The sequence below is a fragment of the Sagittula stellata E-37 genome (genome assembly GCF_039724765.1).
GTDB lineage: Bacteria > Pseudomonadota > Alphaproteobacteria > Rhodobacterales > Rhodobacteraceae > Sagittula > Sagittula stellata.
The window spans coordinates 2,368,713-2,394,685 of record NZ_CP155729.1 but is presented as its reverse complement, the minus strand read 5'-3'; the positions used below and the strand labels follow the sequence as shown (position 1 = coordinate 2,394,685).

The following is a 25,973-nucleotide window of genomic DNA, read 5'->3' as shown; positions in this document are numbered from 1 at the left end:
GCGAGGGCCGAAACTCCTGCTTGTTTTGTTGCGCCGGTTCTCAGCCTCTAAAGCCGGTGGCTACGACGAACTTTTCCGATGAATCGGACCGGCTTGCGGGCGGCTTGAAGTTTGCCACCTTGGCGAACCGCCTCTTCAAGGTTGCCTGGAGCGTGCCCTCGGCACCGCCTGCCAGCACCTTGGCCACGAACGTTCCGCCCTCTTCCAGCACGTCGAAGGCCAGTTCCGCCGCCGCCTCGCACAGGGTGATGATGCGCAGGTGGTCGGTCTGCTTGTGGCCGGAGGACGCCGCAGCCATGTCCGACATCACCACATGCGCGCTGCCGCCCAGCCAGCCCTTAACCTTGTCGTCCGCCCCGTCTTCCAGGAAGTCGAGCTGGTGCAGTTCCACGCCGGCGATCGCGTCAACCTCCTGCAAATCGATGCCCAGAACGAAGCCCTGCGCCTTTCCGGGCTTTTCACCCAGCGAGTTGACGCGCCGGGCCGCGACCTGACACCAGCCGCCGGGCGCACAGCCAAGATCCACCACCCGCGCCCCGGGCACGAGAAAGCGATATTTCTCGTCGATCTCGAGGATCTTGAAGGCCGCGCGGCCACGGTAGCCTTCTTCCTTCGCCCGTTTCACGTAGGGATCGTTCAACTGCCGTTGCAGCCAGAGGGTCGATGACAGCTTGCGTCCCCGCGCGGTCTTGACCTTGACCTTCAGATCGCGCTGCCCGCGTCCGGATGAGTTCTTCGGCCCCTTCGCCATCGTGTTGCGATCCTGTCCTTTGCGTGCTGTGAAACCGGCCCGGGCCTCTGGTCAGGCCCCGGCGCACTGTTTCCGAGAAACCGTCTATAGCGGACCGTCTTCCAGAACGCCATCCGCCGACATCTGCGCGTACAACAGCCCCTCTCTCAGGCCGCGGTCCGCCACGCTCAGCCGGTCCGTCGGCCAGAGCCGCAGAAGCGCCTGAAGGATCGCCGACCCCGACATGATGAGCGCATGCCGATCTGGACCGATGCGAGGATCGCGACGACGTCCTGTCGGCCCCATTTCAAGGTAGTTCTGGATTACCGCCTCGATCTGGTCGGAGGACATGCGCAGCCCGTCTACCTTTGTGCGGTCGTACCGCCGCAGCCCGAGGTGCGAGGCGGCCACCGTGGTCACGGTCCCGGACGTGCCGACGATCTGGAACCCCTCGCGCGCCTGTTCGTCCTGGTAAGGTGCGAATTCGGCGAGGTTTTCCTCGAAGTACCAGCTCATGAGTGCGTAGCGCGCGGCGTCGTCCTGCACGTCCGAGAACTGGTCGCGCAATGTCGCCACGCCAAGCGGCACGGAAATCCAGTCGACCACCTTGGCGGAGGGAAACGGCGAGGACGGCGGATGAAACCCCGCGTGCAACCGCATGATTGCGCGCGGCCGCTCGCGCGGCTCGACCGCGCTGAGGTCGATCCACACAAGTTCCGTTGAGCCCCCGCCGATGTCCACAACCAAAAGCTGCTCCGTCTTGGTGGAGACGAGCGGCGCGCAGGAGATCACCGCAAGGCGGGCTTCTTCCTCCGGCTGGATGATCTCCAGCGTCAGGCCGGTGTCGCGGCGCACCTGTCGGATGAATTCCCTCGCGTTCTTGGCGCGCCGGCACGCCTCTGTCGCGACAAGACGCATGCGCTGCACATTGTGGCGTTCGATCTTCTGCTTGCAGACGCGCAAAGCAGATACCGTGCGCCCCATGGACGCACGGCTTAGCCTTCCGGACATCTCCAGCCCCTGCCCCAACTGGACAGACTTGGAGAAGCTGTCGACCACATGAAACTGGCTGCCCTTCGGCTGGGCAATCAGCATGCGGCAACTGTTCGTTCCCAGATCCAGAGCCGCGTAGAGGGCATTCGGATCCGGGTCTGTCGGCGCGGGACTCTCAACCGGTCTAGGGAAAGCGCCCGCAGCCTTGGGACGCTTGGGCGCCATGATGATGCGCCTCTTCCGATCTTAACTTGTTTTCAGGATACGCCTCAGTTCCGTATCGCGCAAGCCGCATGTATCTTCGATCCGAAGGGGTTCCGGAAGTAGCCCTTCAGCAGCGCGTACTCCTGTTCGAGGAACGGCCGGATCGCATCCACCGTTTCATCCAGAAGATCGTCGAGCACCAGCTTGCGCTTCGTCGCGTTGGCGTGCGGCACGGCCAGGACCCGGCCGGTGCGCACCGAGAGGTCGTTGCCCAGTTCGTCGATTTCAGACGTCCTGTAGACGCGGTCGAAGTCCTTTTCAGGCTGCGTGCCGATGAAAAATGCCGCGCTCATGCAATGATGTTTCACAAGCGAGGAATGCGTCTTGTAGGCGTCGAGGTTGAGGAAGAAATAATCCGGGTCGGGATCGACGGGATAGCGCTTCGACTTACGCAGGCGCGGGCTGTTGGACATCTCTTCGCGATTGGCCACGATATCCGTGTAACACGACATCAGCCGCTTGACCGGATCGCGGACGACGCAGAAGCGGAAGTAGTCGGCGTATCGGACCCAGCGGTCGCTGCGGAACCGGCGCGTCGGGTACACTTCATGCCAGACCTGCACCTCCGGTGTGTCGTCCTTGGCCACGTCGGGATCGACCTGCGCCAGTGTCCGTTTGACCGATGTGCAGGCCGATTTCGGCAAAGGCATGAATGCCAGCCTGTATGCGTCCACCGTGATTGCCATCGCCCCGTCCTTCCCTCTGCAGCTTCCGCTTGAATGGTTAAGCAACGGTTTGACCGGACATTGTGACGTCAGTGGGTCAAAACTCCTCAATCATTTCATCATTTTCCTGAAAACTTTGGGGCAAACGTGCCGTTCACCTTCCGGTCTGTTTCCCGTAGGCTGTCGCTCATGGTGCGCCACGGGTCGAAAACCGACGCCGTGCGGCGCATCCCTGCGGGTAGAGAGACCTTCAGGCGAACAGGGGAATCGACGTTGATGAGCACGGAACTGACCATTGTCTACTGGCGGGACATCCCGGCGCAGGTGATCGTCGGCAAGGGCCGTCGCGGAGCCAAGGCACAGTTGCCGGAGCGGTTCGAGCAGGCGATCGACCGTGCCGCGATGAAATCCGGCGCGGCGGAAACCGACGCATACCTGGCCGAGTGGCGCAAGGCCCCCTCTGGCGAGGTAGCGGGCGATCCGCAGGAAGCGGCGGCTGACGCGGCCGCGCGTCTGGATGCGGAATACGACACCGAGCGCCTCAAGACCCTGATCGCAAATGGTGGCTGGGCCGATGTTTCTGCGCAGGCGGAAAACCAGGCCTGAACTTGATGACCCTGAAGGAGGCTCTCATGGCATTGTTCCAATTTCGTAAACGCGAAGACCGCCCTTTCACCGAGACCCCGGGCAATGCCGCCGTGGAGGCCTTCCTGAAGGGCTATTCCATCGAGGTCATGCCGCGCACGGCCGCCAAGGTGGACAACTTCCGGGACCTGCTGCCGGACGGCACCCGGGTCTACATCGCCCACATCGACGGCACCCCCATCGAAGAGATGGTAGCCACCGCAAAGCGTTTGTCCTCCGAGGGTTACAACGTGATGCCGCACTTCCCCGCGCGCATCATCAAAGACGCCGCGACGCTGGAAAACTGGATCGCCATGTACCAGGGCGAGGCGGGCGTGGAACAGGCGCTGCTTCTGGCCGGTGGCGTGGCAGAGCCTCAGGGCGACTTCCATTGCTCCATGCAACTGATGGAGACCGGCCTCTTCGACAAGGCGGGCTTCAAGCGGCTGCACGTCGCGGGCCATCCCGAAGGCAACAAGGACATCGACCCCGACGGTTCTGACCGCGCGGTGATGGAGGCGCTGCGCTGGAAGCAGTCGTTCTCGGAGCGGACGGATGCGCAGATGGCGCTCGCCACACAGTTCGCGTTCGAGGCAAAGCCGATCATCGCATGGGTCAACCGCCTGAACGCAGAAGGAATTTCCCTGCCGGTCCACATCGGGATCGCAGGCCCCGCCAAGCTGCAGACGCTGATCAAGTTCGCCATCGCCTGCGGCGTCGGCCCCTCGCTCAAGGTGCTGCAGAAGCGCGCTATGGACGTGACAAAGCTGCTGTTGCCCTACGAGCCGACCGAGGTGCTGACCGAACTGGCCGCCTACAAGGCGGCCAACCCGGACTTCGGCATCGCGCAGGTGCATTTCTTCCCGCTGGGCGGTATCAAGACCAACGCACAATGGGCCATCGACAACGGCGGCGACGCGGCGCGCCCGGCAAACGGATGACCAAACCCGCGCTGCTCTTCGACCTCGACGGCACCATGCTGGACACGGACGCGATCCACGCCCGTGTCTTCGCCGACATGATGGCCCCCTACGGCATCGAGGTGACGCACGAGTTCTACATAGCCAAGGTGCATGGCCGCCTGAACGTTGATATCTTTGCGGAAATCCTGCCCGACCTGGACGATCCACAGGGCCTGTCGGAGGCGAAGGAGGCGGAGTTCCGCAACCGGCTGCCGCGTCCCTATCCGGGGATGCCGGGGGTGCAGGCTCTGGTGCGCGCGGCAGAGGCGGATGGCTGGCGGCTGGCGGTGGTGACCAACGCCATGCGCGCCAACGCGGAAGCGATGCTGCAGGCAATCGAGTTGAGGAACGCCTTCGAAGTCATTGTAATCGGGGAAGAATGCGAGCGCGGGAAGCCCGATCCGATGCCCTACCTTGAGGCGATGCGCCAGCTTGGCGTCACGCCCAGCCACTGCATCGCGTTCGAAGACAGCCCCTCGGGGATGCGGGCGGCGGCGGGGTCCGGCGCCTATGCCATCGGCATCCGCTCCAGCCTCGACGATGCCACGCTGCGGGCCGCCGGCGCCCGAGAAACACTACAGGATTTCAAGGACATATCGCTCGACGCTTTGTGCGCGCGATTGAAGGGAGAGACCACAACATGACCCGTACCGTCGTCGAGTCGAAGACCAGAACCGCGATCATCGGATTCGACCAGCCGTTCTGTGTGATTGGCGAACGCATCAACCCGACCGGGCGCAAGATCCTCAACGAGGAGCTGGAGCGCGGCGATTTCTCGCGCGTGGAGGCGGACGCCATCGCGCAGGTCGCGGCGGGTGCGACGGTGCTCGACATCAACTCTGGCGCGGTGTTCTCCAACAAGATGGCCGAGGACCCGCGTTATGCCGACAACAACTTTGTCGAGCCGGAGCTGATGCGCCAACTTGTCGAGTGTGTTCAAAAGGTTGTGGACGTTCCTTTGTGCATCGACTCCTCCGTTCCCGGCGCGCTGGAGAACGGCCTGGCGGCGGCAGAGGGGCGCCCGCTCCTGAACTCCGTCACTGGCGAGGAAGAGCGGATGGAACTGGTTCTGCCGCTGGTGAAGAAATACAACGTGCCGGTCGTGGCGATTTCCAACGACGACACGGGCATCAGCGAAGATCCGGAGGTCCGGTTCGCGGTCGCCAAGAAGATCGTGGAACGCGCCGCCGATTTCGGCATCCCGGCACACGATATTGTGGTCGACCCGCTGGTGATGCCTATCGGTGCGATGGCCACGGCTGGTCACCAGGTGTTTACCTTGGTTAGGCGCCTGCGCGAGGAACTGGGGGTGAACACCACCTGCGGCGCGTCCAACATCAGCTTTGGCCTGCCCAACCGGCACGGCATCAACAACGCCTTCCTGCCGATGGCTATGGGCGCGGGCATGACCTCCGCGATCATGAACCCGGTGGCCTTGCCGATCAACGCGGCGAAGATTGCCGAGAAGAAACAACAGGTTGAGGCCGCAGGCATCATCCTGCGGGAGGATATGGACGACGAAACCTTCGTCACGCTGTTCGGGATGGGCTCGACCAAACCGCGCGCCGGCAAGGAGATGGAAGCCATCCGCGCCGCCAACCTTCTGACCAACCACGACGACGGTGGCGCGGCCTGGATCGCCTTTAACAAACCCGCCGGTGAGGCCGGTGGCGGTGCCGGTGGGCGCCGTGGCGGGCGTCGTCGCCGGGCCTGAGCGTCCACGAAACGCCCCCGAAACCGTCAAGACATACGGCGCGCGGTCCCTTAACCGCGCGCCGTTTACGTTTTCTAAAGGTGAGTCCCGGCCGGTTTGGCCCCCTGAACCGGCCGGTTGTTAACCCTCCCGCCGCCTCCAAACAGGCCGAAACGCCGGAAGGCGCCTTCAGCCAGCCGGATATCGGGCGCGGAGCAGGAAAACGGCTATATTGCCCTTCACGACCGCGTGAACATCGGGGCCAGGATGCCGGTTTTCTTCAGCAACGGGACCGGCAGAGGTTTTCACAGGGGATGCCGTCATGGTCGCCGTCGCGTTTCGACTGCCCGCATTGGATCAGCTTGAAGCAGGCCTCTTCGCAGGACCGCAGCCGTTTGCAGCTCACGTCGCGACAATCGTACGCCTGGGCGGTCTGATACGGCGTCAGCCGCGCACGCAAGTCGGCGGCGGAAAGCGGCTCTGCCGTGGCAGAGGACGCGGCGGCGATGAGAAGGACAATGGAAAGGACTCGCATGACATACACCCGTTAACGTTTCGTTCAGGCACGTTAACGAAACCGGCGCATCCGCCAAACGGGAAACGTCACGGCGCCACCTAAATTCCGGCGCGGGGGTCTGTCCCTGTCAGGCCTTCTCGGTGCGTTTTTTCAGTGCGCCTGCGTGCTCGGCCAGATCGCGGGCGATGGCGAAGGCGCCCTGGATCTTGTCGCGGTCCTTCTTCCAGTCGCGGCGGACGACGATCTTGTTGTCCTTGATCTTCGCCAGCCCGTTCTGGGCGTTGATGAAGGCCACCAGCCCCTCGGGCGAGGCGAACTTGTCGTTGTGAAACTGGATCGTCGCGCCCTTCGGCCCGCCGTCCAGCTTGGCAATGCCCGCCCGCTTGCACATCGCCTTGATGCGCACGACCAGCAGAAGCGTGTTCACCTCACGCGGGAGCTTGCCGAAGCGGTCGATCAACTCGGCGGCGAAACCTTCCAGCTCGACCTTGGTGGTCAGCGACGACAGGCGACGGTAGAGACCCAGCCGCACGTCGAGGTCGGGCACGTAGTCTTCGGGGATCAGGACTGGAACGCCGAGGTTGATCTGCGGCGCCCATTGGCCGTCTTCCTCGGTCAGGCCCTCCATCTCGCCGGAGCGGATCTTGGAAATCGCCTCTTCCAGCATCGACTGGTAAAGTTCGTACCCCACGTCGCGCATCTGGCCGGACTGTTCCTCGCCCAGCAAGTTGCCCGCGCCACGGATGTCGAGGTCCTGCGAGGCGAGGCTGAAGCCCGCGCCCAGCATGTCGATGGCCCCCAGCACGCGCAGGCGTTTTTCGGCGGTGGCGGTCAGTTTGGCGCGCGGCTTGGTCGTCAGGTAGCAGTAGGCGCGGGTTTTCGAGCGGCCCACCCTGCCCCGGATCTGGTAAAGCTGGCTGAGCCCGAACATGTCCGCGCGGTGCACGATCATGGTGTTGGCGGTCGGGATGTCGAGGCCGGATTCGACGATGGTGGTGGCCACCAGCACGTCGTACTTGCCGTCGTAGAACGCGTTCATCCGCTCGTCGAGGTCGCCTGCCGCCATCTGGCCGTGGGCCACCACGTAGGTGCATTCGGGGACCTGCTCCTTCAGGAACTCCTCGATCTCCGGCAGGTCGGTGATCTTCGGCACGACGATGAAGGACTGCCCGCCGCGATAGTGTTCGCGCAGCAGCGCCTCGCGCACGGTGACCGGGTCGAATTCCGAGACGTAGGTTCGGATCGACAGGCGGTCGACGGGGGGCGTGCCGATGATCGACAGGTCGCGCACGCCGGTCAGCGAGAGTTGCAGGGTGCGCGGGATCGGCGTGGCGGTCAGGGTCAGCACGTGAATGTCGGAGCGGAGCTGTTTCAGCCGTTCCTTGTGCTGCACGCCAAAGCGCTGTTCCTCGTCGATGATGAGCAGGCCGAGGTTCTGGAAGCGGATGGTCTTCGCCAGAAGCGCATGGGTGCCGATGGCGATGTCGACGGTGCCCTTGGCGATGCCCTCGCGGGTCTTGGCGGCCTGCTTCGCCGGGACGAAGCGCGACAGGGCCGCGACCTCCAGCGGGAAGCCGCGAAAACGTTCGGCGAAGGACTTGTAGTGCTGGCGGGCCAGCAGCGTGGTGGGCGCGATCACCGCCACCTGCACGCCCGACATGGCGGCGACGAAGGCCGCGCGCATGGCGACTTCGGTCTTGCCGAAGCCCACGTCGCCGCAGATCAGACGGTCCATCGGCTGGCCGGACTGGAGGTCGTCCATCACGTCTTCGATGGCGGCAAGCTGGTCGTCGGTTTCCGAGTACGGGAAGCGCGCGGCGAAGCTTTCGTAGGCGCCCGGCGGCGGGTCCAGCATCGGCGCCTTGCGCAGGGCGCGTTCGGCGGCGATCCGGATCAGCCGGTCGGCCATCTCGCGGATGCGTTCCTTGAGCTTCGCCTTCTTCGCCTGCCACGCGCCGCCGCCCAGCCGGTCGAGCAGACCTTCGTCATGCCCGTACTTGGACAGCAGTTCGATGTTCTCGACCGGCAGGTAGAGCTTCGCGTCCTCGGCATATTGCAGCAGCAGGCATTCGTGCGGGCTGCCCGCGGCGGTGATGACCTCCATCCCCATGTAGCGGCCGATGCCGTGGTCGACGTGCACCACGAGGTCGCCCGGAGACAGCGACTGATGCTCGGTCAGGAAGTTCTCGGCCTTGCGGCGCTTCGCCGGTTTACGGATCAGCCGGTCGCCCAGCACGTCCTGTTCCGAGACAACGGTGATCCGGCCCTTGTCGCCGGCGGCCTCCCACGGGGCCTCGAACCCTGTGTCGAGCGCCCAGACCGCAAGGTGCAGCCCGCGTTTGCCCACGCGGGTGGCGTTCGGGATCGGGATGACCTCGGCCAGGCCCTCGTCCTCGATCAGGCCGGTCAGGCGTTCGCGCGCCCCTTCGGACCACGACGCGATGACCACCGGCCCCTGATCCAGCTTCTTCTTCACGTGGTCGGCGAGGGCGGCAAACAGGCTGATGTTCTCCTGTTGGCGCTCGGGGGCGAAGTTGCGCCCGATGCGCCCGCCCGCATCCACCACGCCCGGCCCGGTGGCCTGCGGCAAGGGATGGAACTGCACGCGGCGGCGGTCGCCAAGCGCCTCTTCCCATGCGCCGTCGTCGAGGTACAGAAGGTCCGGCGGGACGGGCTTGTAAACCGTGCTGCCCAGCGTCTTCTTCTGCGAAAGCGCGTGTTTGCGGGTGTCGTACTGATCGGCGATGCTGTCCCAGCGCGACAGCCGCGCGGGCGTCAACTGGTCGTCCATCAGCACCGGCGCGCCGGGCAGGTAATCGAAGAGCGTTTCCAGCCGGTCGTGGAAGAACGGCAGCCAGTGTTCGATCCCGGCGTGTTTGCGGCCCGCGCTCACCGCCTCGTACAGCGGGTCGTCGGTACCCGCCGCGCCGAACTCGATCCGGTAGTTCTGGCGGAAGCGCAGGATCGCCGCCTCGTCGAGGATGACCTCGGACACCGGCGCCAGTTCCACTACGTCGAGCTTTTCCGTCGTGCGCTGGGACGCGGCGTCGAAACGGCGCGCGCCCTCCAGCGTGTCGCCGAAGAAGTCGAGCCTGACCGGGCCGCCCTCGCCCGGCGGGTAGATGTCGATGATGCCGCCCCGGATGGCGTAGTCGCCCGGCTCCGTCACCGTGGGCGCCTGGCTGAAGCCCATACGCACGAGGAAGGCGCGCAGGGCCTCCTCGTCGACGCGGTCGCCAACGCGGGCGGTGAAGGCCGCCTCGCGCAGCACCTCGCGCGCGGGCAGACGCTGCATGGCCGCGCCCAGCGTGGTCAGCAGGACGAAGCGCTCCGGCATGCCGTGCGCCAGCCCCGCCAGCGTCGCCATGCGCGCCGCCGAGATGTCGGCATTGGGCGAAACACGGTCGTAGGGCACGCAGTCCCAGGCCGGGAAGACCACGACCGGCATGTCGGGGGCAAAGAAGGCCAGCGCATCGCGCATCGCCGCCAGCCGCTTGTCGTCCCGGGCGATGTGCACCACCGGCCCGCCCACCTTCGCCACCTCGCCCAGCACGAGCCGCGCGTCAAAGCCCTCGGGGGCGCCGCCGATGATCACCTGTCCAGCCATGCCGCCTCAGATGGCCCGACCGTGCGGCGCCGTCAAGCACGACCTCTCGCCGCATCCGATCCCGCGCCGCCCTCCGGCAAGAGCGCCCGAAGCACCCCATCCCCCGCGGGCTTTCTTCCGGAGCCGTCCGTCGCCTGGCGACGCCACGACGGGGACGGCGCACCGGGACAAGCCAAATCGCCGAGGGGCCCCCGCAAGGGGGATGCGGCTATTTTGCTTGGCGCGGGGCTGCGGCCCTGTCAGGCAAGGCGCGGGCGAGGGACGGAACCGGAGGAAAGCGGGCTTTCTTCTGGTGAGTCCCGGAGCCGCCGCCAAGGATCGTCGCCCGCAGCGGGGCCACAAGCGACACCATCCCGTAGGGCGGGGCTTTGCGCCGCCCTGCCCGCCGGTCAGCCTCCCAGAACGCCGACAGAGAGGTTCTGGAACATTCCCCAAAGGGCGGTGACGAAGATCGACACCAGCCCGATCATCTGGGTGACAACGCGGTGCAGGCGAAGCCGCCGCCACAGCCGTTCTCCGGCTTGTTCGCCCGCCCGGATACGTCGCGCGGAATAGACGCTCAGCAATCCCACCAGCGTCATCGGGAAGCCCAGCAGGAACAGCGCCTGCGCCAGTTCCACCCCGTACCAGAACCCCAGGATCGCGGCGCCCGACAGGAAGGCGGAGGTCAGCGCCGACAGGAACAGTCCGGATTCGTCGACGATGTAGAGAAACCGGTTGGTGTTGATGCGCACCAGGTCTTCCAGGTCCTGCTCCGCCTGACCGCCGCTGCGGCGCGCGCGGGCGACCATGTCGAAGGGCACGCCCAGCACCCAATGGCTGGTCGACGACCAAAGGACAGCGAGCACGATCCAGAACCAGAGGTTGGAGAAGGACCGCATGTCGATCACTTCGAAAACCGTGCCGTACCAGTCCATGCCTGCCATTTCCCTGCTGCCGTTCGGACTTACTAGCGCGCGTGCACGGAAATGCCCAGCGTCAAACAGTCGGGTTCCGCAGGCCGGGGGGCCGTCGCGGCCGGTCCCAATTCGTCGCGGGCGGGCCACTGGACAAGCGGGGACGGCGGGTGCATCCCTTGGCGCGACGCCAAAGGAGATGCCCGATGCACAGCCCCGCCCCCTTCCCCGCCCTGCGACTCCGCCGTCTGCGCCGCACGCCCGCGCTTCGCGCGCTGGTGGCCGAGACGGTGCTGAGCCCGGCGGACTTCATCTGGCCGGTCTTCGTGCGCGACGGCGAGGGCGTGTCGGAGCCGATCCATTCCATGCCCGGGGTGAACCGGCTGTCGGTCGACAAGGTGGTGGAGGCCGCGCGCGAGGCACATGCGCTGGGTATCCCCGCGATCTGCCTCTTTCCCTACACCGACCCCGCGCTGAAGACCGAGGACTGCGCCGAGGCGTGGAACCCGGACAACCTGTCCAACCGCGCGACCCGCGCGATCAAGGCGGCGGTGCCGGGCATCGCGGTGATGACCGACGTGGCGCTCGACCCCTACAACATCAACGGCCATGACGGCTTTGTCGAAGACGGTGTGATCGTCAACGACCGCACGGTCGAGGCGCTGGTCAAACAGGCGCTCAGCCAGGCCGAGGCGGGTGCCGACATCATCGGGCCGTCCGACATGATGGACGGGCGCATCGGCGCGATCCGCTCGGCCCTGGAAAGCGCGGGCCATCAGGACGTCCTGCTGCTGAGCTACGCCGCGAAGTATGCCTCGGCCTTCTACGGGCCGTTCCGCGACGCGGTCGGCGCCTCGGGCGCGCTGCAGGGCGACAAGAAGACCTACCAACAGGACCCCGGCAATTCCGACGAGGCGATGCGGCTGGTCGCCCGCGACCTGGACGAAGGCGCCGACATGATCATGGTGAAACCGGGGATGCCGTATCTCGACATCTGCCGCCGTGCCAAGGACACCTTCGGCGCGCCGACCTTCGCCTACCAGGTGTCGGGCGAATACGCGATGCTGGCCGGTGCCGGCGAACGCGGCTGGGTCGACGGCGAGAAGGTCATGATCGAAAGCCTGACCGCCTTCAAGCGCGCGGGCTGCGATGGGGTGCTGACCTATTTCGCCCCCGCCGCCGCGCGCCTGCTGAACGGCTGAGGCGCTGTACACTCACCCGGGGCGGGTCAACGATTTCAACGCCTTGCAGAGGGCCGCGGGCTGACGTTGCGTCGGCGGCCCCACGCGGGGCGCAGGCGATCGTGCCCGGCCGCAAGGCACCTGCCCCAATCAATAGCGGGTCTTTGCCCATCGACCACAAGTTGAGGTGACAATCCCCGCACGCGCGCGTATAAGCGGGGCAACCGGCGGCAAAGCCGGACGAACGAGGCATCGGCAGAAAAGAGCACACCATGACACATACGCGACGCGACGTATTTCTCGGCCTTGGGGCCGTCGGGCTTCTGGGCGCCTGCGCCAATGGCGTCGGCGGCAGAGGCGGAGCGACCATCGACGCGAGGGTCGACGCCACGCTTGCACAACTTTACCGCGACTACCCTGCGACCCGGCAACTGGCGGACAAATCCGCGGGTCTGCTTGTCATGCCGCTGGTGACGGAGGCGGGCCTGGGCTTTGGCGGCGGCGGCGGCAACGGCGCGCTGCGGATCGGTGGCGCGACGGTCGATTACTACAACATGGTCAAGGCCTCCGGCGGTCTGCAGATCGGTGTCCAGCAGTACAGCCATGTCCTGTTCTTCATGACCGACGACGCGCTGCAGACCTTCCGCCGTTCGGGCGGTTTCGCCGCGGGCGCGGGTATCGCCTATGCCACCCCGCAAAAGGGCGAGGCGCTGGCAGCCGAGACCACCACCTCGCTTGCGCCGGTGATCGCGGTGATCTTCGGCCAATCCGGTCTGCGGGTCGGCGCGACGCTGGAAGGCGTGAAGTACACGCGCATTATCCCCTGATAGACCCGATCTGAGCGCATGACGGACGGCGCGGCCCATTCGGCCGCGCCTTTGGCATTTTTTGCACCTGCGGGGAACGGGACAGGGATTTGGGCATTGGTCCTCCGACAGGAGAGACCAGAATGACCACCGAGCAGACGTCACGGGACCGCGCGTCCACCTCCCGCAACGCCATCCGGCATCACGGCAAGCAGCTTTTGGGCGGCGCGCACAGGTTTGCGTCCGGCGCCGGGCGCAGGCTGCGCCGGTCCGGGTGGAAGACCCGAACGGCGCTGGCACTGGGCACGGTCGCCCTGCTGGGGGCCGCAAGCGTCTCGGTGGCCGTGGCCTCGCTGGACGATCTCGACGCGCTCGAAGCGCGGCGCGACCGGCCTCTGCGGCTGGAGGACGCCACCGGCGGGCCGCTGTTCATGCGCGGCGAAAGTCCCACCGACTATGCCACCATCGACCGCATTCCCGACACGCTGGAAAACGCCGTCATCGCCATCGAGGACCAGCGGTTTCGCGACCACGGCGGGCTGGACTACCGCTCCATCGGGCGGGCGTTCTGGACCAACGCCGCCGCCGGAGAGATCGTCCAGGGCGGCAGCACCATCTCTCAGCAGCTCGTGAAGATCAGCTACCTGGAGCCGGAGCGCACCTATAAGCGCAAGCTGCACGAGGCGCTTCTGACCCGCGAACTGGAATCGGCGCACAGCAAGGACGAGATTCTCGAGATGTATCTCAACCGGATCTACCTGGGTAGCGGGGCCTACGGGATGCCGTCCGCCGCGCAGGTCTATTTCGGCAAGCGGATCGAGGATCTGAGCCTCGCGGAAAGCGCGCTTCTGGCGGCCTCGATACAGGCACCTTCGGTCGTCAACCCGCGCAACGACATGGACGCGGCGCGCGACCGGGCACAGGTGGTGATCCGCGCGATGGTGTCGAGCGGCAGCATCGACGAGAACGCCGCCAACGCCGCCCTGGCCGAGCTGACCGTGATGGCACCCTCCTCGGGCGAGCGGCCCTATGGCGGCTGGTTCGCGGACATCGCGGCGCGCGAGGGCGCGTCCCTTGCGGCGCGTTTCTCGGGCGCGTCGGCGCTGCGCACGACGCTCGACCCGGAGCTTCAACGGCTGGCAGAGCGCGCGGTGCAGGACCGGATGGCGGGCCTCCCGATGGAGGCGGCGCTGGTGGCGCTGCGCCCCGACGGCAGTGTCGCGGCGCTGGTTGGCGGCAAGGACTACCAGGTGAGCCAGTTCAACAGGGCCACGCAGGCGCAGAGGCAGCCGGGATCGACCTTCAAGACCTTCGTGTACCTGACCGCGCTGGCCGACGGCTACCGCCCGGGCACGAAGATTTCCGACCGTCCCATCGACATCGACGGCTATGCGCCCGAAAACTTCGGCGGCCGGTTCCACGGCGACGTTCCGATGGCCACGTCGTTTGCGAAGTCGATGAACGCGGCGGCGGTTCGGCTGGCCATGGACGTGGGCATCGGCAATGTGGTGAAGACCGCGCGGCTTCTGGGCATCGACGCCGAATTGTCCGAGACCCCCTCTGTCGCGCTTGGCGCTTCGGGTGTGTCGTTGCTGGAGCTGACGGCAGCCTATGGCGCCATAGCGACCGGGCGCGCGCCGTTCGAGACGCATTTCGTCAGCGGGATCACGGCGGGCACCGACCGGACCTACTATCCGCTGAAATGGAAGATACCGGAGACGACCGGGCGCACCGCAGAGTTGATGAACGCACGCGCGGACATGGCGGGTTTGCTGCGGGCCGTTGTCACGGACGGCACCGGCAAGGCGGTGGCGGACGTGCCCGGCGCAGTGGGCAAGACCGGCACCAGCCAGAACTTCCGCGACGCGCTGTTCGTCGGCTGGAACGATGCGCTGATCGTCGGCGTCTGGGTCGGCAACGACGACAATTCGCCCATGGACGAAGTCACCGGGGGGTCGCTACCGGCGGAGATCTGGTCGGACTTCCTGACGGCGGCGCAGGGCATGGACGTCCGCCTTCCGCAAGTGGCAGAGCCCCCGGCGACCTCGGGCTCGGACGAAACGGGCGCGCCGGCGGTTGCCGCAGCCGTGCGGCCCGTGCCGCGCGATACCGAAGACGCGTCGCGTTCCGAACTGGAAACTGTGTTGGGGGCCGCCCTGTCGCGGATCGAGGCCGACGGACAGGTGCGGGGCAAGGACATCGACGACCTGCGCCGCACGATGGAGCGGGAACTGCGGACCGGCGACGTCAGCGGGTTGCGCGACCTCATGATCCGGTCGTTGGCGGATACCGCCGGGCAGACCACCGCGCAGCAGCAGTGCGACGTCCGAGCCTGTAAACGCGCCTACCGGTCGTTCCGGGAAGCCGACTGCACGTTCCAGCCCTATGGCGGCGGACCGCGGGAAATCTGCACGCAGTAAAGGTTGAAGCGTTATGGGGGTTGGGCGGTCGCGTGCCGCCCGTCTGCCGGTCCTAGTGGTAACGGAACTCGCCGACCACGTTGCGCCATTCCCCGGGCGAGATCATCTTGCGGTGGGTGAAACGGATGGAATGCAGCGGACCCTCTATGCTGTCCTGCCAGAACTCGATGAAGCCGAACAGTCTGGGATGGTCCGGCGCCAGATCGTAGTCCTGCCAGACGAAGGTGTTCAGCACATTGCGGTAGTCCGGCATGCGATAGAAGATCTCTGCCGTGGTCAGCCCGTAGCCTTTCAACATCATTTCGGTTTCGGTCATCTGCATCTTGTTTGCCCTTGGAGTTTGCCGTAAGAGCATGGTGCCGAGGGCGTTATTACTTTTCAATGAAAACAGTGTGTTAGCAGTCATATCCAGTGGCTGCCAAAACCACCGCCCCCGGCGGCATTGCACCCCATATCCTGCATCTGATATAGATGCGCCAACAAGATATGGCAGAACGACGGACAGGCCCCAGACGTGACCGATACGCCCGAACCACCTGAAAACGAAGAAGAAAATCGTCCGAGCCACAGCGGCCCCTCGATCTCCATCGAAAACGAGATGAAGTCGAGCTATCTCGATTACGCGATGAGCGTGATCGTGAGCCGGGCGATTCCGGATCTGCGCGACGGTCTAAAACCTGTGCACCGGCGCATCCTCTTTGCCATGCACGAAGGCGGTTACACGCCCGACAAGTCGTATCGGAAGTCGGCGAAATCCGTTGGCGAGGTGATGGGCAACTACCACCCGCACGGCGATTCCGCGATCTACGACGCGCTGGTCCGCATGGCGCAGGACTTTTCCATGTCGCTGCCGCTGATCGACGGCCAGGGCAACTTCGGCTCCATGGACGGCGATCCGCCGGCGGCCATGCGTTACACCGAAAGCCGTCTGGCCAAGTCGGCGCTGCAACTGCTGAGCGACATCGACAAGGACACCGTCGATTTCCAGGACAACTACGACGGCAAGGAACGCGAACCGACGGTCCTGCCCGCGCGCTTTCCCAACGTGCTGGTCAACGGCGCCGAGGGTATCGCCGTCGGTATGGCGACGCGCATCCCGCCGCACAACCTTGGCGAGGTCATCGACGCGACGCTGGCGCTGATGGACAACCCCGACCTCAGTTCCGAAGATCTGATGGAGTGGGTCAAGGGTCCGGACTTCCCCACCGGGGGCCTCATGCTGGGCCGGTCCGGTGCGCGGAAGGCCTACCTCGAAGGGCGCGGGTCGGTCATCATCCGGGCCGCAACCACGGTCGAGGAGATCCGCAAGGACCGCTATGCCATCGTCATCAGCGCCATCCCCTATCAGGTGAACAAGGCCACGATGATCGAGCGCATCGCCGAGGCGGCGCGTGACAAGAAGATCGAGGGCATCGCGCACGTTCAGGACGAATCCGACCGCGACGGCGTGCGGGTTGTGGTGGAGCTGAAGCGCGACGCCACCGCCGAGGTGGTACTGAACCAGCTTTACCGCTTTACGCCGATGCAGACGTCCTTTGGCTGCAACATGCTGGCGCTGAACGGCGGCAAGCCGGAGCAGTTGACGCTGCGCGGGTTCCTTTCGGCCTTCCTCGACTTCCGCGAAGACGTGATCGCCCGCCGCACCGCCTACCTGCTCCGCAAGGCGCGGGAGCGGTCGCACGTGCTGTGCGGTCTGGCGGTGGCCGTCTCCAACGTCGACGAGGTCGTCGCGACGATCCGGTCGTCCGCCGACGCGCCGGAGGCCCGGCAGCGGCTGATGGAGCGGCGCTGGCCCGCGCAGGACATCCTACCCTACATCGCGCTGATCGACGATCCGACCCACAAGGCCAACGAGGACGGCACCTACAACCTGTCCGAAACCCAGGCGCGCGCGATTCTCGACCTGCGGCTGCAGCGCCTGACCCAGATCGGTGTCAAGGAAGTCACGGACGAGCTGGAAGACCTGGCCGCCAAGATCAAGGACTACCTCGAAATCCTGTCCAGCCGCGAGCGGATCATGGGCATCATCCGCGAGGAGATGACCGCCATCCGTGAAGAGTTCGCCGTGCCGCGCCGCACGGAGATCGTCGACTGGGCCGGCGACATGGACGACGAGGACCTGATCGAGCGTGAGGACATGGTCGTGACCGTCACCGCGGGCGGCTACATCAAGCGCACGGCGCTGGCCGACTTCCGCGCGCAGAAGCGCGGCGGAAAGGGGCTGTCCGGCGGCGGGCTGAAGGAGGACGACGTCGTCACGACGCTGTTCGTCGCCAACACGCACACGCAGCTTCTGTTCTTCACCACGGACGGCATGGTCTACAAGCTGAAGACCTGGCGCCTGCCGCTGGGCGGGCGCACGTCGAAGGGCAAGGCGATCGTCAACATCCTGCCGATCCCGACAGGCGTGTCGATCGCCGCGATCATGCCCGTCGACCGGGACGAGGACGAATGGGACGATTTGCAGATCGTGTTCGCGACCTCCAAGGGTTCTGTCCGGCGCAACCGGTTGTCGGATTTCACCAACGTCATGCGCAACGGCAAGATCGCGATGAAGTTCGAGGGCGAGGACGAGAACACCCGCCTGATCAACGCGCGCATCTGTTCGGAGGAGGACGACGTGATGCTGGTCACGAACTCCGGCCGGGCGATCCGCTTCCCGGTGCCGGAGGTGCGGGTCTTCAATTCGCGCAATTCCACCGGGGTCCGGGGCATCCGTCTGAAAAACGGCGACGAGGTCGTGTCGATGTCGGTGATCCGCCACTTCGAGGCGGAGTCGGACGAACGGGCCAGCTATCTGAAGATGCGCCGCCTGATGGCCGGCGTGACGGAGGACGAGGGCAGCGACGAGGACGGCAATGCGGATGCGCCTCTGGAGCAGGAGCGCTACGCCGAGATGTCGGCGGCGGAGAACCTGATCCTGACGATCACCGCGCGGGGCCTGGGCAAGCTGTCGTCGTCGCACGACTACCCTGTGCGCGGACGTGGTGGCCAGGGTGTCACGGCGTGGGAGAAATCCATGCGCGGCGGCGACATCGTGGCCTCTTTCCCGGTGGAACAGGGCGACCAGATCATGCTGGCGACCTCGACCGGCCAATCGATCCGGGTGCCGGTGGACGGCATCTCGTTCCGGTCGCGCAGTGCGGGCGGCGTGCGGGTGTTCAACACGGGTGCAGAGGAAACGGTGGTTTCGGTGGCGTGGATTGCCGATCAGGCCGACGAAGAGCCCGAGGCCTCCGGCGACGACTGACGCCCCGTCCTTCCACCCCTTCCTGACTCTGCGAAAACAGATCGCGGCCCGGCCCTGCGCCGGGCCGATTTTCGTTCAGGTGCCAGCCGTTTAAGGAGCAGATTCAACCTATGGGCGTAGTTAACACTACGTTAACCTTTGGAGTGCAGGTGGTTTGGATAATGAAATCAGCCACATGAACCTATACTTTCGAGACTGATCTCGCCCCCTCTTTTCGCAAGCTCGTCATTGCGTAACTGGCATGATCTACCTAAAGGTTAATAGGCGCCCGCCGTCTTGGCTGGAGTGTTTCCTGCACCCGGGTCGATATCCCGCATCTTGTCAGGCTTACCTTCGGGGAACTGCTATGGAAAATTGGGACGACCTCAGGTTTCTGGTGGCGCTGGCCCGCACCGGCACCATGAAGGCGGCGGCAATGATGCTGGGCACCAACACCGCGACGGTGTCGCGCCGCATCGACAGGCTGTCCGAGGCGCTCGGTGAAGCGGCCTTCGTCAAGACGCCCGGGGGTTGGCAGCCGTCCGAAGCGGTGAAGGACCTGATCCAGGTCGCCCAGACGTTCGACGGCCAGATCCAGACCGCGTTGCATGCCAAGGTCGGCAAAGACACCGCGCCGGTCCGTGTGAAGCTGGGTGCCGTGCCCTTCATCGCGCGCCACATCCTGATCCCCGGCATGGGCCGCTACAACGACCTGCTCGACGGCATCGAGCTGCACCTGACCGACCGTTTCTTCAAGGACGGTCTCGGCGATCATGACATCGTCGTCCAGCTGAACCGTCCCGCCGACGGCCGCGTCGTGACGCGGCGGATCGGGCGGCTGGCGGCCCGTCTCTACCGGCCGGTCGACGTGCCGGAGCCGCAGCATTGGGCGGGCTACAGCGCGCGGCTCGACAATGTGTCGTTCCAGCGCTTCGGTTTCGACGCCTTCGACAAGCCGCCGAAGGTCCGGTTGAGCGGCGCGGACGCCGTCGCGGGGGTTATCAAGTCCGCGGGTTACGCCGGCCCCCTGCCCGACGTGATCGGACTGCACGATCCGGAGCTGGTCGTCTTCGATCCCGACAGCCCGCCGCACATCATCGAAGTGTGGATGTTCTACCACGAGACCCGCCGCGACGATCCTGTGATCCGCAACACCGTGGATTACGTGCTGGGCTGTTTCCAGGACAACGAGACAACGCTCTCCGAACGCGCCGCCGCAGAGTAATTTCATTTCTGCAACGTCGGGTTTACTCATCCTGCAGTTGAAAACACGCTAAAGATGATTCAGTGTTTTTAACAAAGCAATAAATGCGAGCAGGCAGAATTCATGGCAAAGAGCCTCGACGGTTTGATGTGCGGTTTGCGCATCTCACTGGCAGGTGCCTTGGCGTATACCGCGTCCGAGCACTTCATCCTTCCCCCGCAATCGCCTGACGCCCTTTTGCTGCAGGGCGCCCATGCCCCTCTGGTCGCGACGATCCTGTCCGGCCTGCTTTGGCTGATCGCCGCCTCGCTGATGTTCGGCGTGCGGACGCGCATGGTGGCGGCCTTGGGGCTGACGACCTATGCCGCAATGGCGCTGCTGCTGCCCGGTCTCGACCGGATGACGGCGCAACCCTATCTGAGCGCCGCCATCGTGGCGTGCCTCGCCCTTCCCGTTATTCTTGCCGGTGGCGGCGACCACAGCCTTGTGCGTGGTGGCTGGCGCGCGGCGCTCTAGGAGATTTCAGAAAGCATTTCACTGTACTACTACTGCACTACTCTGACTGAAGGTGGCTTTTCGGAGCCACCTCTTTTTTTGTCTTAACCCGACTGAAAGGCAAACGGGTGCACTCCTGCACGGTCGGAGGAGATGCGATGAACCTGTACACATGTGCAATCGACCTGAAGAACGATGCCAAGGCGCTTGTCTTTGCCAAGGCGGTGGACGACTGGATGTCCCACTTGCGCGGCATCGGCGCGATCGAGGACTGGAGGCTGCTGCGCCGCAAGCTGAACCTCTCGTCAGGCGCGCACCGCGATTTCCTGTTGGAGATCGAGGTGAAGGACATGACGCAGCTCGACACGGCGTTCCGGGCGCTTGGCGCACATGACGACACCGTCGAGGGGTTGTATCGCACCGTGCATGAACTGATCGCGGTGGCCGACACGGGACTTTACCGCCCCTTCCCCGATCCGGAGCGGGCGGAGCGCATGGCGCTGATCTGAAGCGTGGCGCTTTTGGCCGGGCACGGGCGCGCCGGTTGCGGCACGCCCGGATGCCCGGCCGGATCTCTGACCGGATCTCTGGCCGGATCTCTGGCCGGAAGGATCGGCAGACCCGGCCCGGCGCCTATAGGTCGTAGAGCGCGGTGAACTTCGTTTCGAGATACCGCAGAAGCGGCTCTTCGGAGGGCGCGCTGCCGGTGGCGTTCTCGATCAGGGCGCGCGGCTGGTAGAGACTTCCGTGCTGCTGCAGGTTGTCCCGAAGCCACGCCGTCGCGGCAGACGTATCGCCCTGCGCCAGTTGCGCGTCGAGGTCCGGCACCGCGGCGGTCAGCGACTTGTGCAGGCAGCCGGCGTAGACATTGCCAAGCGTGTAAGTCGGGAAATAACCGAACAGGCCCGCCGACCAGTGCACGTCCTGAAGCACCCCGTTCGAGGGCTTGTCCACCTCGAACCCGAAGTCGGCCAGGAAACGGTCGTTCCAAGCCGCCTCCAGGTCGATGGCCTCCAGATCGCCCGCGACCAGCGCGCGTTCCAGATCGAAACGCAAGAGAACGTGCAGGTTGTATTGCAGTTCGTCCGCCTCGGTCCGGATGTAGCCGTTCCGCACCTGGTTCACCGCACCGTAGAAGGTGTCCTCGTCGGGGATGCCGAAGTCCCCGAAAGTGTCCCGCATCTGGCGGTACAGCCAGCCGCAGAACGCACGCGAGCGGCCAAGCTGGTTCTCGTAGATGCGGCTTTGCGATTCATGCACGCCCATCGACACACCCTGGCCAAGCGGCGACAGGCGATAGGACGGATCGACATTCTGTTCGTAGGCGGCGTGGCCGACCTCGTGAATCGTCGAGTAGAGGCAGTTGAACGGATCGAGCGGCACGGTGCGGGTGGTGATCCGCACGTCATCGCCCGAGCCGGAGGAAAACGGGTGCACGGCCTTGTCGACGCGTCCCCTGTGGAAGTCGTAGCCGAACGTCTTGGCCAGCAGGCGGGCCAGCTTCATCTGGCCCCGCTCGTTGAAGGATTGCGTCAGCCCGGGCAACGCGGGCTTCGACAAGACCGCCTCGCGCAGCGCCACCAGCCTCGGGCGGAGCGCACCGAACATCGCGACAAGATCTTCGCCGCGTGCGCCGGGTTCGTATTTGTCCAGCAGCGCATCGTAGAGATTGCCACCGCAGGCCAGGGCCGCAGCCTCTTCCTTGCGCAGGGCGAGGATCTCGGACAGCACCGGCGCGAAGGCGGCAAAGTCGTCGTCTGCACGTGCTTCCGCCCATGTGACATGGCCCCGGCTGACGGTGCGGGCGATCTCTGTCGCCAGCCGTTCGGGCACCTTGGCCGCGCGGTCGTGGTCGCGGCGGATCAGCCGAAGCTTGGCACGGTCGTGTTCGGACAGGTCGTCGCCGGGGATCGCCTCCAGCCAGTCGCGCACGCGGGGGTCGATGCGGCGCTGGTGGAGCACCGCCTCCATCGCCGCGCGTTCGTCGCTGCGCTGGTCGGCGGCGCCGCGCGGCATCATGGTTTCCTGGTCCCAGGACAGGCGTCCGGCGATCTGGGCCAGCGCTTCGGTGTCGCGCTGGAAGGCCATCAATTCGTCGAATGCTTGCATGGTCACACCTTTCCCCTGACAGACTGCGGCATCGGGTAACGCGCCGCAAAGCGGGCGCGCAGGATCAGAGCCCAGACAAGCACCGCACCGAACTGGTGCAGGATCGCGATGTGCAGCGGTGCCATATACACAACCGTAACGATACCGATGACAACCTGGAGGAGCAACATCGCGAACATCGCATTGTAGCGGAATCGGGTGTCGGCGTTGGCCGAGCGGCGACCGCGCAGCCAGACCACGACCCCGAACGCAAAGAGCAGGTAGCCCGCCATGCGGTGCATGAACTGCACCAGACCCGGGTTCTCGAAGAAGTTCCGCCAGACCGGGGTTTCCACGAACATGTCCGACGGCCAGAGCCCGCCTTCCATCAGCGGCCAGCTTGGAAAGTTGCGTCCCGCGTCGATGCCCGCCACCAGCGCGCCCAGCAGGATCTGCAGGAAGGCGAAGTGCAGCAGGCCGGTTGTCATGCCGAAAAGCTTCGCCTCGCCCAGCCTGCGGGCCTGTATCAGGTCCCGCTCCGGACGGGCGAGCGCATAGGTGTACCATGCGATATAGCCCAGGATGACGAAGGCCACGCCAAGGTGGGTCGCCAGCCGGTAGGACGCCACGTCGAGCCGCTCTCCGGACAGGCCGGAATGCACCATCCACCAGCCGACCGCGCCCTGCAGCGCGCCGAGCAGGCCGATGAACAGCAGGCGCGGGATCCAGTCGGGCGCCTCCTCGCGCATGAAGCCCAGTAGGAACACCACCAGCGCCGCGATCATCGCCGCGACAAGGCCGTTGGCGTCCAGCGGCAGCAGGCCCGCGATGCTGCCGGCGATTGCCAGCGCACCGATGCCGAGCGCGGCAATGCCACCATACAGGGGTCCGATGCCCGACGTGCCGCGCGGCATCCGCCCGGCCAGCAAGAAGCCGAAGAAACCAAGCGCCCAAACGAGGCCGATGACCCGGCCAAGCTGCCGGTGCCCCCATTCCCACCAGTAGATCGCCTTGAACTCGGACATCGACATGCCCTTGTTCTGCAACTGGTATTCCGGGATCTGGCGATACTTGTCGAACTCGGCCGTCCAGGCGGTCTCGGACATCGGCGGCAGCGCCCCGGTGACCGGCTTCCACTCGGTGATCGACAGGCCGCTGTCGGTCAGCCGGGTCAGCCCGCCCACCGCGATCATCACCACGACCAGCGCAAACAGCACCATCAGCCAGATCCGGATCGCGCCGCGCGCGCCGCGGCTTGCCTTGTCGATCATTCCGCCGGTGGGGGCCTGTTTCGGCGTCTCGGCGCCAACCTCCTCGAAGAGCTTGCGTTTCTCGGCCATTCCGGTCTCCTTTTTCGCTTCGCCAACATAGCCGCGTTCGGGCGGGCTTCAAGCGCTGCAGCCGCGCCCGATTGCCCCGCCGACGCCGCTGGGACAAGGCGCCGCAACGTCAAGGCCCGGGTCGGGTATTCCACCAGTCAGGACTTCCGGACTACGCGATCCGCGGCGGGGGGCCTACCTTAACGTCAAGCGGCCAGGCGCCGAGAGTTCATGACCAGCACATGAGGTTGCCACGATGAAGACGATCCTGCTTTCCGCCGCCTTGGCCATCGCCAGCCTCGCGGGTGCGGCGGCTTCTGCCGACCAGGTCTGGGTGGGCGGCAGCGCGCTCAACGCCCGCAGCGGACCGGGCACGCACTACGCCAGGGTCACGACCTTCCCCGCCTGCACCGAGCTCAACGCCGTGGCCTATTCCAACGGCTGGGCCAAGGTGTCGTGGCACAACGCCTATTACTGGGTGTCCGCGAAGTACCTGCGCGGACAGGCCTGCGCGCCGCAGTCCACCTACCCGAGAAACACCTACCGTCAGCCCAGCTACCGGCCCAACGGCTACAGCTACTGACAGGTTACGACGTCCCCAGCAGGCCGGTTTCCTCCCTGTCCGGCCCGGCTGACTGGCCGGCTGATCCCCCCCAAGGATCAGCCGGCCTTTTTGTTGGCCCACCGCACCATCTGGCGCATCATGCCATGCAGCATCTGCACGTCGGCACGGGTCAGCGGCATCCGCGACCACATGTTGCGCAGGTTGACCTTCATGCCTTCCGCCTTGGTCTCCGGAAAGAAGAACCCCGCCTCGTCGAGCTGCTGCTCGTAATGGCGGGCCAGATGTTCGACCTCGTGCGCCTCGGCAAACTCAGTCCCCGCCAGCGCTTCGGCCTTCGGCGCGATGTCCGCCGTGGCACGCTGCCATTCGTAGGACATCAAGAGCACGCATTGCGCGAGGTTCAGGGAATAGAACTCCGGGTTGACGGGCACGGTGACGATGGCGTTCGCCTGCGCCACGTCCTCGTTTTCCAGTCCGGCGCGTTCGGGGCCGAACATCACGGCGACGCGCTGGCCCGCGGCGATCCGGCGGGCGGCCTCGGCCATCGCCTCGCGCGGCTCGTAGACGGTTTTCGTCAGGTCGCGCGACCGCGCCGTGGTGGCCAGCACGAAGTGGCAGTCCGACAGCGCGTCGGCCAGCGTGTCGGTGTGCTGCGCCTCGTCCAGCAGACGCCCCGCGCCCGAGGCCATGGCCACCGCCTTGGGGTTCGGCCAGCCGTCGCGCGGCCCCACCACCCGCATCCGGTCCAGCCCGAAATTCCACATCGCCCGCGCCGCGGCGCCGATGTTCTCGCCCATCTGCGGGCGGACCAGCACGATGGCCGGCTGCTCTGTCCCTCGGGTCATGGCCCCTCCGTGTCAACCGCCCCCGCCTAGAACGCCCCGCACCGCAGCACAAGCCCCCGCCGCGGGCACGCCGCGCCCCGCTCCGGCACATTCGCGGGAAACCCCGCCACAAATCCCCATGGCCAACGGGAAAATCCCGCGCTAAGAGGGCCTCCGTCAGGAGAGGACCCGATGACCCAGCCCGAGACCCCGCAGATCTACCTCGTCACCCCGCCGGAAATCGAGCTTTCGCGCTTTCCGGACGCGCTGAGCCGCGTGTTGAACGGGGCCGGGATCGCCTGCCTGCGCCTGTCGCTGGCCACCCGCGACGAGGACCGGCTGATGCGCGCAGCCGACGCAGTACGCGAAATCGCCCATGCCGCCGACGTGGCGCTGGTGATCGACACCCACGTGGTGCTGGCGGAACGGCTGGGCCTCGACGGCGTGCACCTGCCCGACGGCGCGCGCGGCGTCCGCGCCGCCCGCAAGACGCTGGGGCCGGATGCCATCGTCGGCTGCCACTGCGGCCAGTCCCGGCACGAGGGCATGACCGCGGGCGAAGCCGGCGCGGACTACGTGGCCTTCGGCCCGGTGGGCGGCGCGCTCGGCGACGGCGCCCACGCCGAAACCGAGCTCTTCCAGTGGTGGTCCGAGGTGATCGAAGTCCCGGTCGTCGCCGAAGGCGGTCTCGACACCGACCGCATAGCGACACTTGCGCCCTTCACCGATTTCTTCGCCGTGGGCGAGGAGATCTGGAACGACGAGGATCCGCTCGCCGCTCTGAAACGCCTGCAATCCGCGATGACCCCCGCCTGAGGCGACGCCTCTCCTTCATCTTGGCCCAAATACCTCGGGGGTCCGGGGGCAGCGCCCCCGGCGTGTCGCCGGGCC

General features: G+C 65.8%; 23 protein-coding genes. 13 read left to right on the top strand and 10 right to left on the bottom strand.

What is annotated here, in order from left to right; all coding sequences use genetic code 11:
• Positions 1 to 40: 40 nt before the first annotated feature.
• The 3 genes from ABFK29_RS11375 to ABFK29_RS11365 all read right to left on the bottom strand — a co-directional run bounded on the left by ABFK29_RS11375 (position 41) and on the right by ABFK29_RS11365 (position 2,673).
• Complete coding sequence (locus ABFK29_RS11375; RefSeq protein ID WP_005858042.1) at positions 41 to 751, bottom strand: RlmE family RNA methyltransferase; 711 nt, start codon at positions 749 to 751, stop codon at positions 41 to 43.
• Positions 752 to 835: 84 nt separating this feature from the next.
• The gene (locus ABFK29_RS11370; RefSeq protein WP_040604393.1) at positions 836 to 1,948 is read right to left on the bottom strand and encodes a Ppx/GppA phosphatase family protein; all 1,113 of its coding nucleotides are present in this window, start codon (positions 1,946 to 1,948) and stop codon (positions 836 to 838) included.
• A gap of 44 nt (positions 1,949 to 1,992) precedes the next feature.
• Positions 1,993 to 2,673: a sulfotransferase family 2 domain-containing protein gene (locus ABFK29_RS11365; protein WP_005858038.1), complete on the bottom strand. Its 681-nt coding sequence runs from the start codon at positions 2,671 to 2,673 to the stop codon at positions 1,993 to 1,995.
• A gap of 255 nt (positions 2,674 to 2,928) precedes the next feature.
• On the opposite strand from ABFK29_RS11365, the gene ABFK29_RS11360 reads away from it, so the two are divergent.
• From ABFK29_RS11360 to ABFK29_RS11345, 4 genes are read left to right on the top strand one after another with little or no spacing between them, the layout of a single operon-like run.
• Entirely contained in the window at positions 2,929 to 3,258 is a 330-nt protein-coding gene (locus tag ABFK29_RS11360) for a virulence factor (RefSeq protein ID WP_005858036.1), read from the top strand.
• A 26-nt stretch (positions 3,259 to 3,284) separates the two neighbouring features.
• On the top strand, positions 3,285 to 4,217 hold the full coding sequence (locus ABFK29_RS11355) for a methylenetetrahydrofolate reductase (protein ID WP_040604392.1): 933 nt from the start codon (positions 3,285 to 3,287) through the stop codon (positions 4,215 to 4,217).
• Entirely contained in the window at positions 4,214 to 4,882 is a 669-nt protein-coding gene (locus ABFK29_RS11350; protein WP_040604391.1) for an HAD family hydrolase, read from the top strand. Before ABFK29_RS11355 ends, ABFK29_RS11350 begins: the two co-directional genes overlap by 4 nt.
• Positions 4,879 to 5,952 (top strand): methyltetrahydrofolate cobalamin methyltransferase, encoded by a 1,074-nt coding sequence (locus tag ABFK29_RS11345; RefSeq protein ID WP_005858030.1) that lies wholly within the window; start codon positions 4,879 to 4,881, stop codon positions 5,950 to 5,952. The genes ABFK29_RS11350 and ABFK29_RS11345 overlap by 4 nt, the downstream gene beginning before the upstream one ends.
• Positions 5,953 to 6,211: 259 nt before the next feature.
• Here ABFK29_RS11345 and ABFK29_RS11340 read toward each other — a convergent pair whose 3' ends face one another.
• The 3 genes from ABFK29_RS11340 to ABFK29_RS11330 all read right to left on the bottom strand — a co-directional run bounded on the left by ABFK29_RS11340 (position 6,212) and on the right by ABFK29_RS11330 (position 10,972).
• Positions 6,212 to 6,466 carry an excalibur calcium-binding domain-containing protein gene (locus tag ABFK29_RS11340; protein ID WP_005858028.1) on the bottom strand — a complete coding sequence of 85 codons (255 nt, stop codon included), beginning with the start codon at positions 6,464 to 6,466 and terminating at the stop codon, positions 6,212 to 6,214.
• Between the two features lie 109 nt (positions 6,467 to 6,575).
• Complete coding sequence (mfd, locus tag ABFK29_RS11335; RefSeq protein ID WP_005858026.1) at positions 6,576 to 10,055, bottom strand: transcription-repair coupling factor; 3,480 nt, start codon at positions 10,053 to 10,055, stop codon at positions 6,576 to 6,578.
• Positions 10,056 to 10,444: 389 nt separating this feature from the next.
• Positions 10,445 to 10,972, bottom strand: a complete 528-nt coding sequence (locus ABFK29_RS11330) for a hypothetical protein (protein ID WP_040604455.1) — start codon at positions 10,970 to 10,972, stop codon at positions 10,445 to 10,447.
• A 185-nt stretch (positions 10,973 to 11,157) separates the two neighbouring features.
• Between ABFK29_RS11330 and hemB the strand changes: the two genes are divergently transcribed.
• The 3 genes from hemB (at position 11,158) to ABFK29_RS11315 (ending at position 15,358) form a co-directional block, all read left to right on the top strand.
• Positions 11,158 to 12,153 (top strand): porphobilinogen synthase, encoded by a 996-nt coding sequence (hemB, locus tag ABFK29_RS11325; RefSeq protein ID WP_005858023.1) that lies wholly within the window; start codon positions 11,158 to 11,160, stop codon positions 12,151 to 12,153.
• 251 nt (positions 12,154 to 12,404) lie between these two features.
• Positions 12,405 to 12,959 carry a YSC84-related protein gene (locus ABFK29_RS11320; RefSeq protein ID WP_005858021.1) on the top strand — a complete coding sequence of 185 codons (555 nt, stop codon included), beginning with the start codon at positions 12,405 to 12,407 and terminating at the stop codon, positions 12,957 to 12,959.
• 122 nt (positions 12,960 to 13,081) lie between these two features.
• Entirely contained in the window at positions 13,082 to 15,358 is a 2,277-nt protein-coding gene (locus ABFK29_RS11315; RefSeq protein WP_005858019.1) for a transglycosylase domain-containing protein, read from the top strand.
• 52 nt (positions 15,359 to 15,410) lie between these two features.
• Here the strand turns inward: ABFK29_RS11315 and ABFK29_RS11310 are convergent, their stop codons facing one another.
• Positions 15,411 to 15,680: an usg protein gene (locus ABFK29_RS11310; protein ID WP_005858017.1), complete on the bottom strand. Its 270-nt coding sequence runs from the start codon at positions 15,678 to 15,680 to the stop codon at positions 15,411 to 15,413.
• 192 nt (positions 15,681 to 15,872) lie between these two features.
• Between ABFK29_RS11310 and gyrA the strand changes: the two genes are divergently transcribed.
• The 4 genes from gyrA (at position 15,873) to ABFK29_RS11290 (ending at position 20,795) form a co-directional block, all read left to right on the top strand.
• Entirely contained in the window at positions 15,873 to 18,608 is a 2,736-nt protein-coding gene (gene gyrA, locus ABFK29_RS11305) for a DNA gyrase subunit A (protein ID WP_005858015.1), read from the top strand.
• A 346-nt stretch (positions 18,609 to 18,954) separates the two neighbouring features.
• A complete protein-coding gene (locus ABFK29_RS11300; protein WP_005858013.1) occupies positions 18,955 to 19,812 on the top strand; it encodes a LysR family transcriptional regulator in 858 nt (285 codons plus the stop codon).
• A 102-nt stretch (positions 19,813 to 19,914) separates the two neighbouring features.
• Entirely contained in the window at positions 19,915 to 20,307 is a 393-nt protein-coding gene (locus ABFK29_RS11295; RefSeq protein WP_005858012.1) for a hypothetical protein, read from the top strand.
• Positions 20,308 to 20,444: 137 nt separating this feature from the next.
• Entirely contained in the window at positions 20,445 to 20,795 is a 351-nt protein-coding gene (locus ABFK29_RS11290; RefSeq protein ID WP_040604389.1) for a DUF6614 family protein, read from the top strand.
• A 124-nt stretch (positions 20,796 to 20,919) separates the two neighbouring features.
• On the opposite strand, the gene ABFK29_RS11285 is transcribed toward ABFK29_RS11290, so the two are convergent.
• Positions 20,920 to 22,395, bottom strand: coding sequence for a carboxypeptidase M32 (locus ABFK29_RS11285; RefSeq protein ID WP_040604388.1), 1,476 nt, complete (start codon positions 22,393 to 22,395; stop codon positions 20,920 to 20,922).
• 2 nt (positions 22,396 to 22,397) lie between these two features.
• Positions 22,398 to 23,714, bottom strand: coding sequence for a COX15/CtaA family protein (locus ABFK29_RS11280; RefSeq protein WP_005858006.1), 1,317 nt, complete (start codon positions 23,712 to 23,714; stop codon positions 22,398 to 22,400).
• Positions 23,715 to 23,949: 235 nt separating this feature from the next.
• Between ABFK29_RS11280 and ABFK29_RS11275 the strand changes: the two genes are divergently transcribed.
• Positions 23,950 to 24,276 (top strand): SH3 domain-containing protein, encoded by a 327-nt coding sequence (locus ABFK29_RS11275; RefSeq protein ID WP_005858005.1) that lies wholly within the window; start codon positions 23,950 to 23,952, stop codon positions 24,274 to 24,276.
• A 77-nt stretch (positions 24,277 to 24,353) separates the two neighbouring features.
• Here ABFK29_RS11275 and ABFK29_RS11270 read toward each other — a convergent pair whose 3' ends face one another.
• Positions 24,354 to 25,103: an RNA methyltransferase gene (locus ABFK29_RS11270; RefSeq protein ID WP_005858003.1), complete on the bottom strand. Its 750-nt coding sequence runs from the start codon at positions 25,101 to 25,103 to the stop codon at positions 24,354 to 24,356.
• Between the two features lie 171 nt (positions 25,104 to 25,274).
• Between ABFK29_RS11270 and ABFK29_RS11265 the strand changes: the two genes are divergently transcribed.
• Positions 25,275 to 25,898 (top strand): thiamine phosphate synthase, encoded by a 624-nt coding sequence (locus tag ABFK29_RS11265; protein ID WP_005858002.1) that lies wholly within the window; start codon positions 25,275 to 25,277, stop codon positions 25,896 to 25,898.
• Positions 25,899 to 25,973: the final 75 nt, after the last annotated feature.

What these genes read in the sequence shown, in the direction of transcription:
- ABFK29_RS11365 (WP_005858038.1), bottom strand. Translation starts at nt 2,673, where the DNA reads ATGGCAATCACGGTGGACGCATACAGGCTGGCATTCATGCCTTTGCCG.
- ABFK29_RS11315 (WP_005858019.1), top strand. Translation starts at nt 13,082, where the DNA reads ATGACCACCGAGCAGACGTCACGGGACCGCGCGTCCACCTCCCGCAAC.
- ABFK29_RS11285 (WP_040604388.1), bottom strand. Translation starts at nt 22,395, where the DNA reads ATGCAAGCATTCGACGAATTGATGGCCTTCCAGCGCGACACCGAAGCG.
- ABFK29_RS11375 (WP_005858042.1), bottom strand. Translation starts at nt 751, where the DNA reads ATGGCGAAGGGGCCGAAGAACTCATCCGGACGCGGGCAGCGCGATCTG.
- ABFK29_RS11300 (WP_005858013.1), top strand. Translation starts at nt 18,955, where the DNA reads ATGGAAAATTGGGACGACCTCAGGTTTCTGGTGGCGCTGGCCCGCACC.
- ABFK29_RS11340 (WP_005858028.1), bottom strand. Translation starts at nt 6,466, where the DNA reads ATGCGAGTCCTTTCCATTGTCCTTCTCATCGCCGCCGCGTCCTCTGCC.
- ABFK29_RS11370 (WP_040604393.1), bottom strand. Translation starts at nt 1,948, where the DNA reads ATGGCGCCCAAGCGTCCCAAGGCTGCGGGCGCTTTCCCTAGACCGGTT.
- ABFK29_RS11320 (WP_005858021.1), top strand. Translation starts at nt 12,405, where the DNA reads ATGACACATACGCGACGCGACGTATTTCTCGGCCTTGGGGCCGTCGGG.
- ABFK29_RS11275 (WP_005858005.1), top strand. Translation starts at nt 23,950, where the DNA reads ATGAAGACGATCCTGCTTTCCGCCGCCTTGGCCATCGCCAGCCTCGCG.
- hemB (WP_005858023.1), top strand. Translation starts at nt 11,158, where the DNA reads ATGCACAGCCCCGCCCCCTTCCCCGCCCTGCGACTCCGCCGTCTGCGC.
- ABFK29_RS11345 (WP_005858030.1), top strand. Translation starts at nt 4,879, where the DNA reads ATGACCCGTACCGTCGTCGAGTCGAAGACCAGAACCGCGATCATCGGA.
- ABFK29_RS11280 (WP_005858006.1), bottom strand. Translation starts at nt 23,714, where the DNA reads ATGGCCGAGAAACGCAAGCTCTTCGAGGAGGTTGGCGCCGAGACGCCG.
- ABFK29_RS11350 (WP_040604391.1), top strand. Translation starts at nt 4,214, where the DNA reads ATGACCAAACCCGCGCTGCTCTTCGACCTCGACGGCACCATGCTGGAC.
- ABFK29_RS11310 (WP_005858017.1), bottom strand. Translation starts at nt 15,680, where the DNA reads ATGCAGATGACCGAAACCGAAATGATGTTGAAAGGCTACGGGCTGACC.
- ABFK29_RS11270 (WP_005858003.1), bottom strand. Translation starts at nt 25,103, where the DNA reads ATGACCCGAGGGACAGAGCAGCCGGCCATCGTGCTGGTCCGCCCGCAG.
- mfd (WP_005858026.1), bottom strand. Translation starts at nt 10,055, where the DNA reads ATGGCTGGACAGGTGATCATCGGCGGCGCCCCCGAGGGCTTTGACGCG.
- ABFK29_RS11295 (WP_005858012.1), top strand. Translation starts at nt 19,915, where the DNA reads ATGGCAAAGAGCCTCGACGGTTTGATGTGCGGTTTGCGCATCTCACTG.
- ABFK29_RS11355 (WP_040604392.1), top strand. Translation starts at nt 3,285, where the DNA reads ATGGCATTGTTCCAATTTCGTAAACGCGAAGACCGCCCTTTCACCGAG.
- ABFK29_RS11360 (WP_005858036.1), top strand. Translation starts at nt 2,929, where the DNA reads ATGAGCACGGAACTGACCATTGTCTACTGGCGGGACATCCCGGCGCAG.
- ABFK29_RS11265 (WP_005858002.1), top strand. Translation starts at nt 25,275, where the DNA reads ATGACCCAGCCCGAGACCCCGCAGATCTACCTCGTCACCCCGCCGGAA.
- ABFK29_RS11330 (WP_040604455.1), bottom strand. Translation starts at nt 10,972, where the DNA reads ATGGACTGGTACGGCACGGTTTTCGAAGTGATCGACATGCGGTCCTTC.
- ABFK29_RS11290 (WP_040604389.1), top strand. Translation starts at nt 20,445, where the DNA reads ATGAACCTGTACACATGTGCAATCGACCTGAAGAACGATGCCAAGGCG.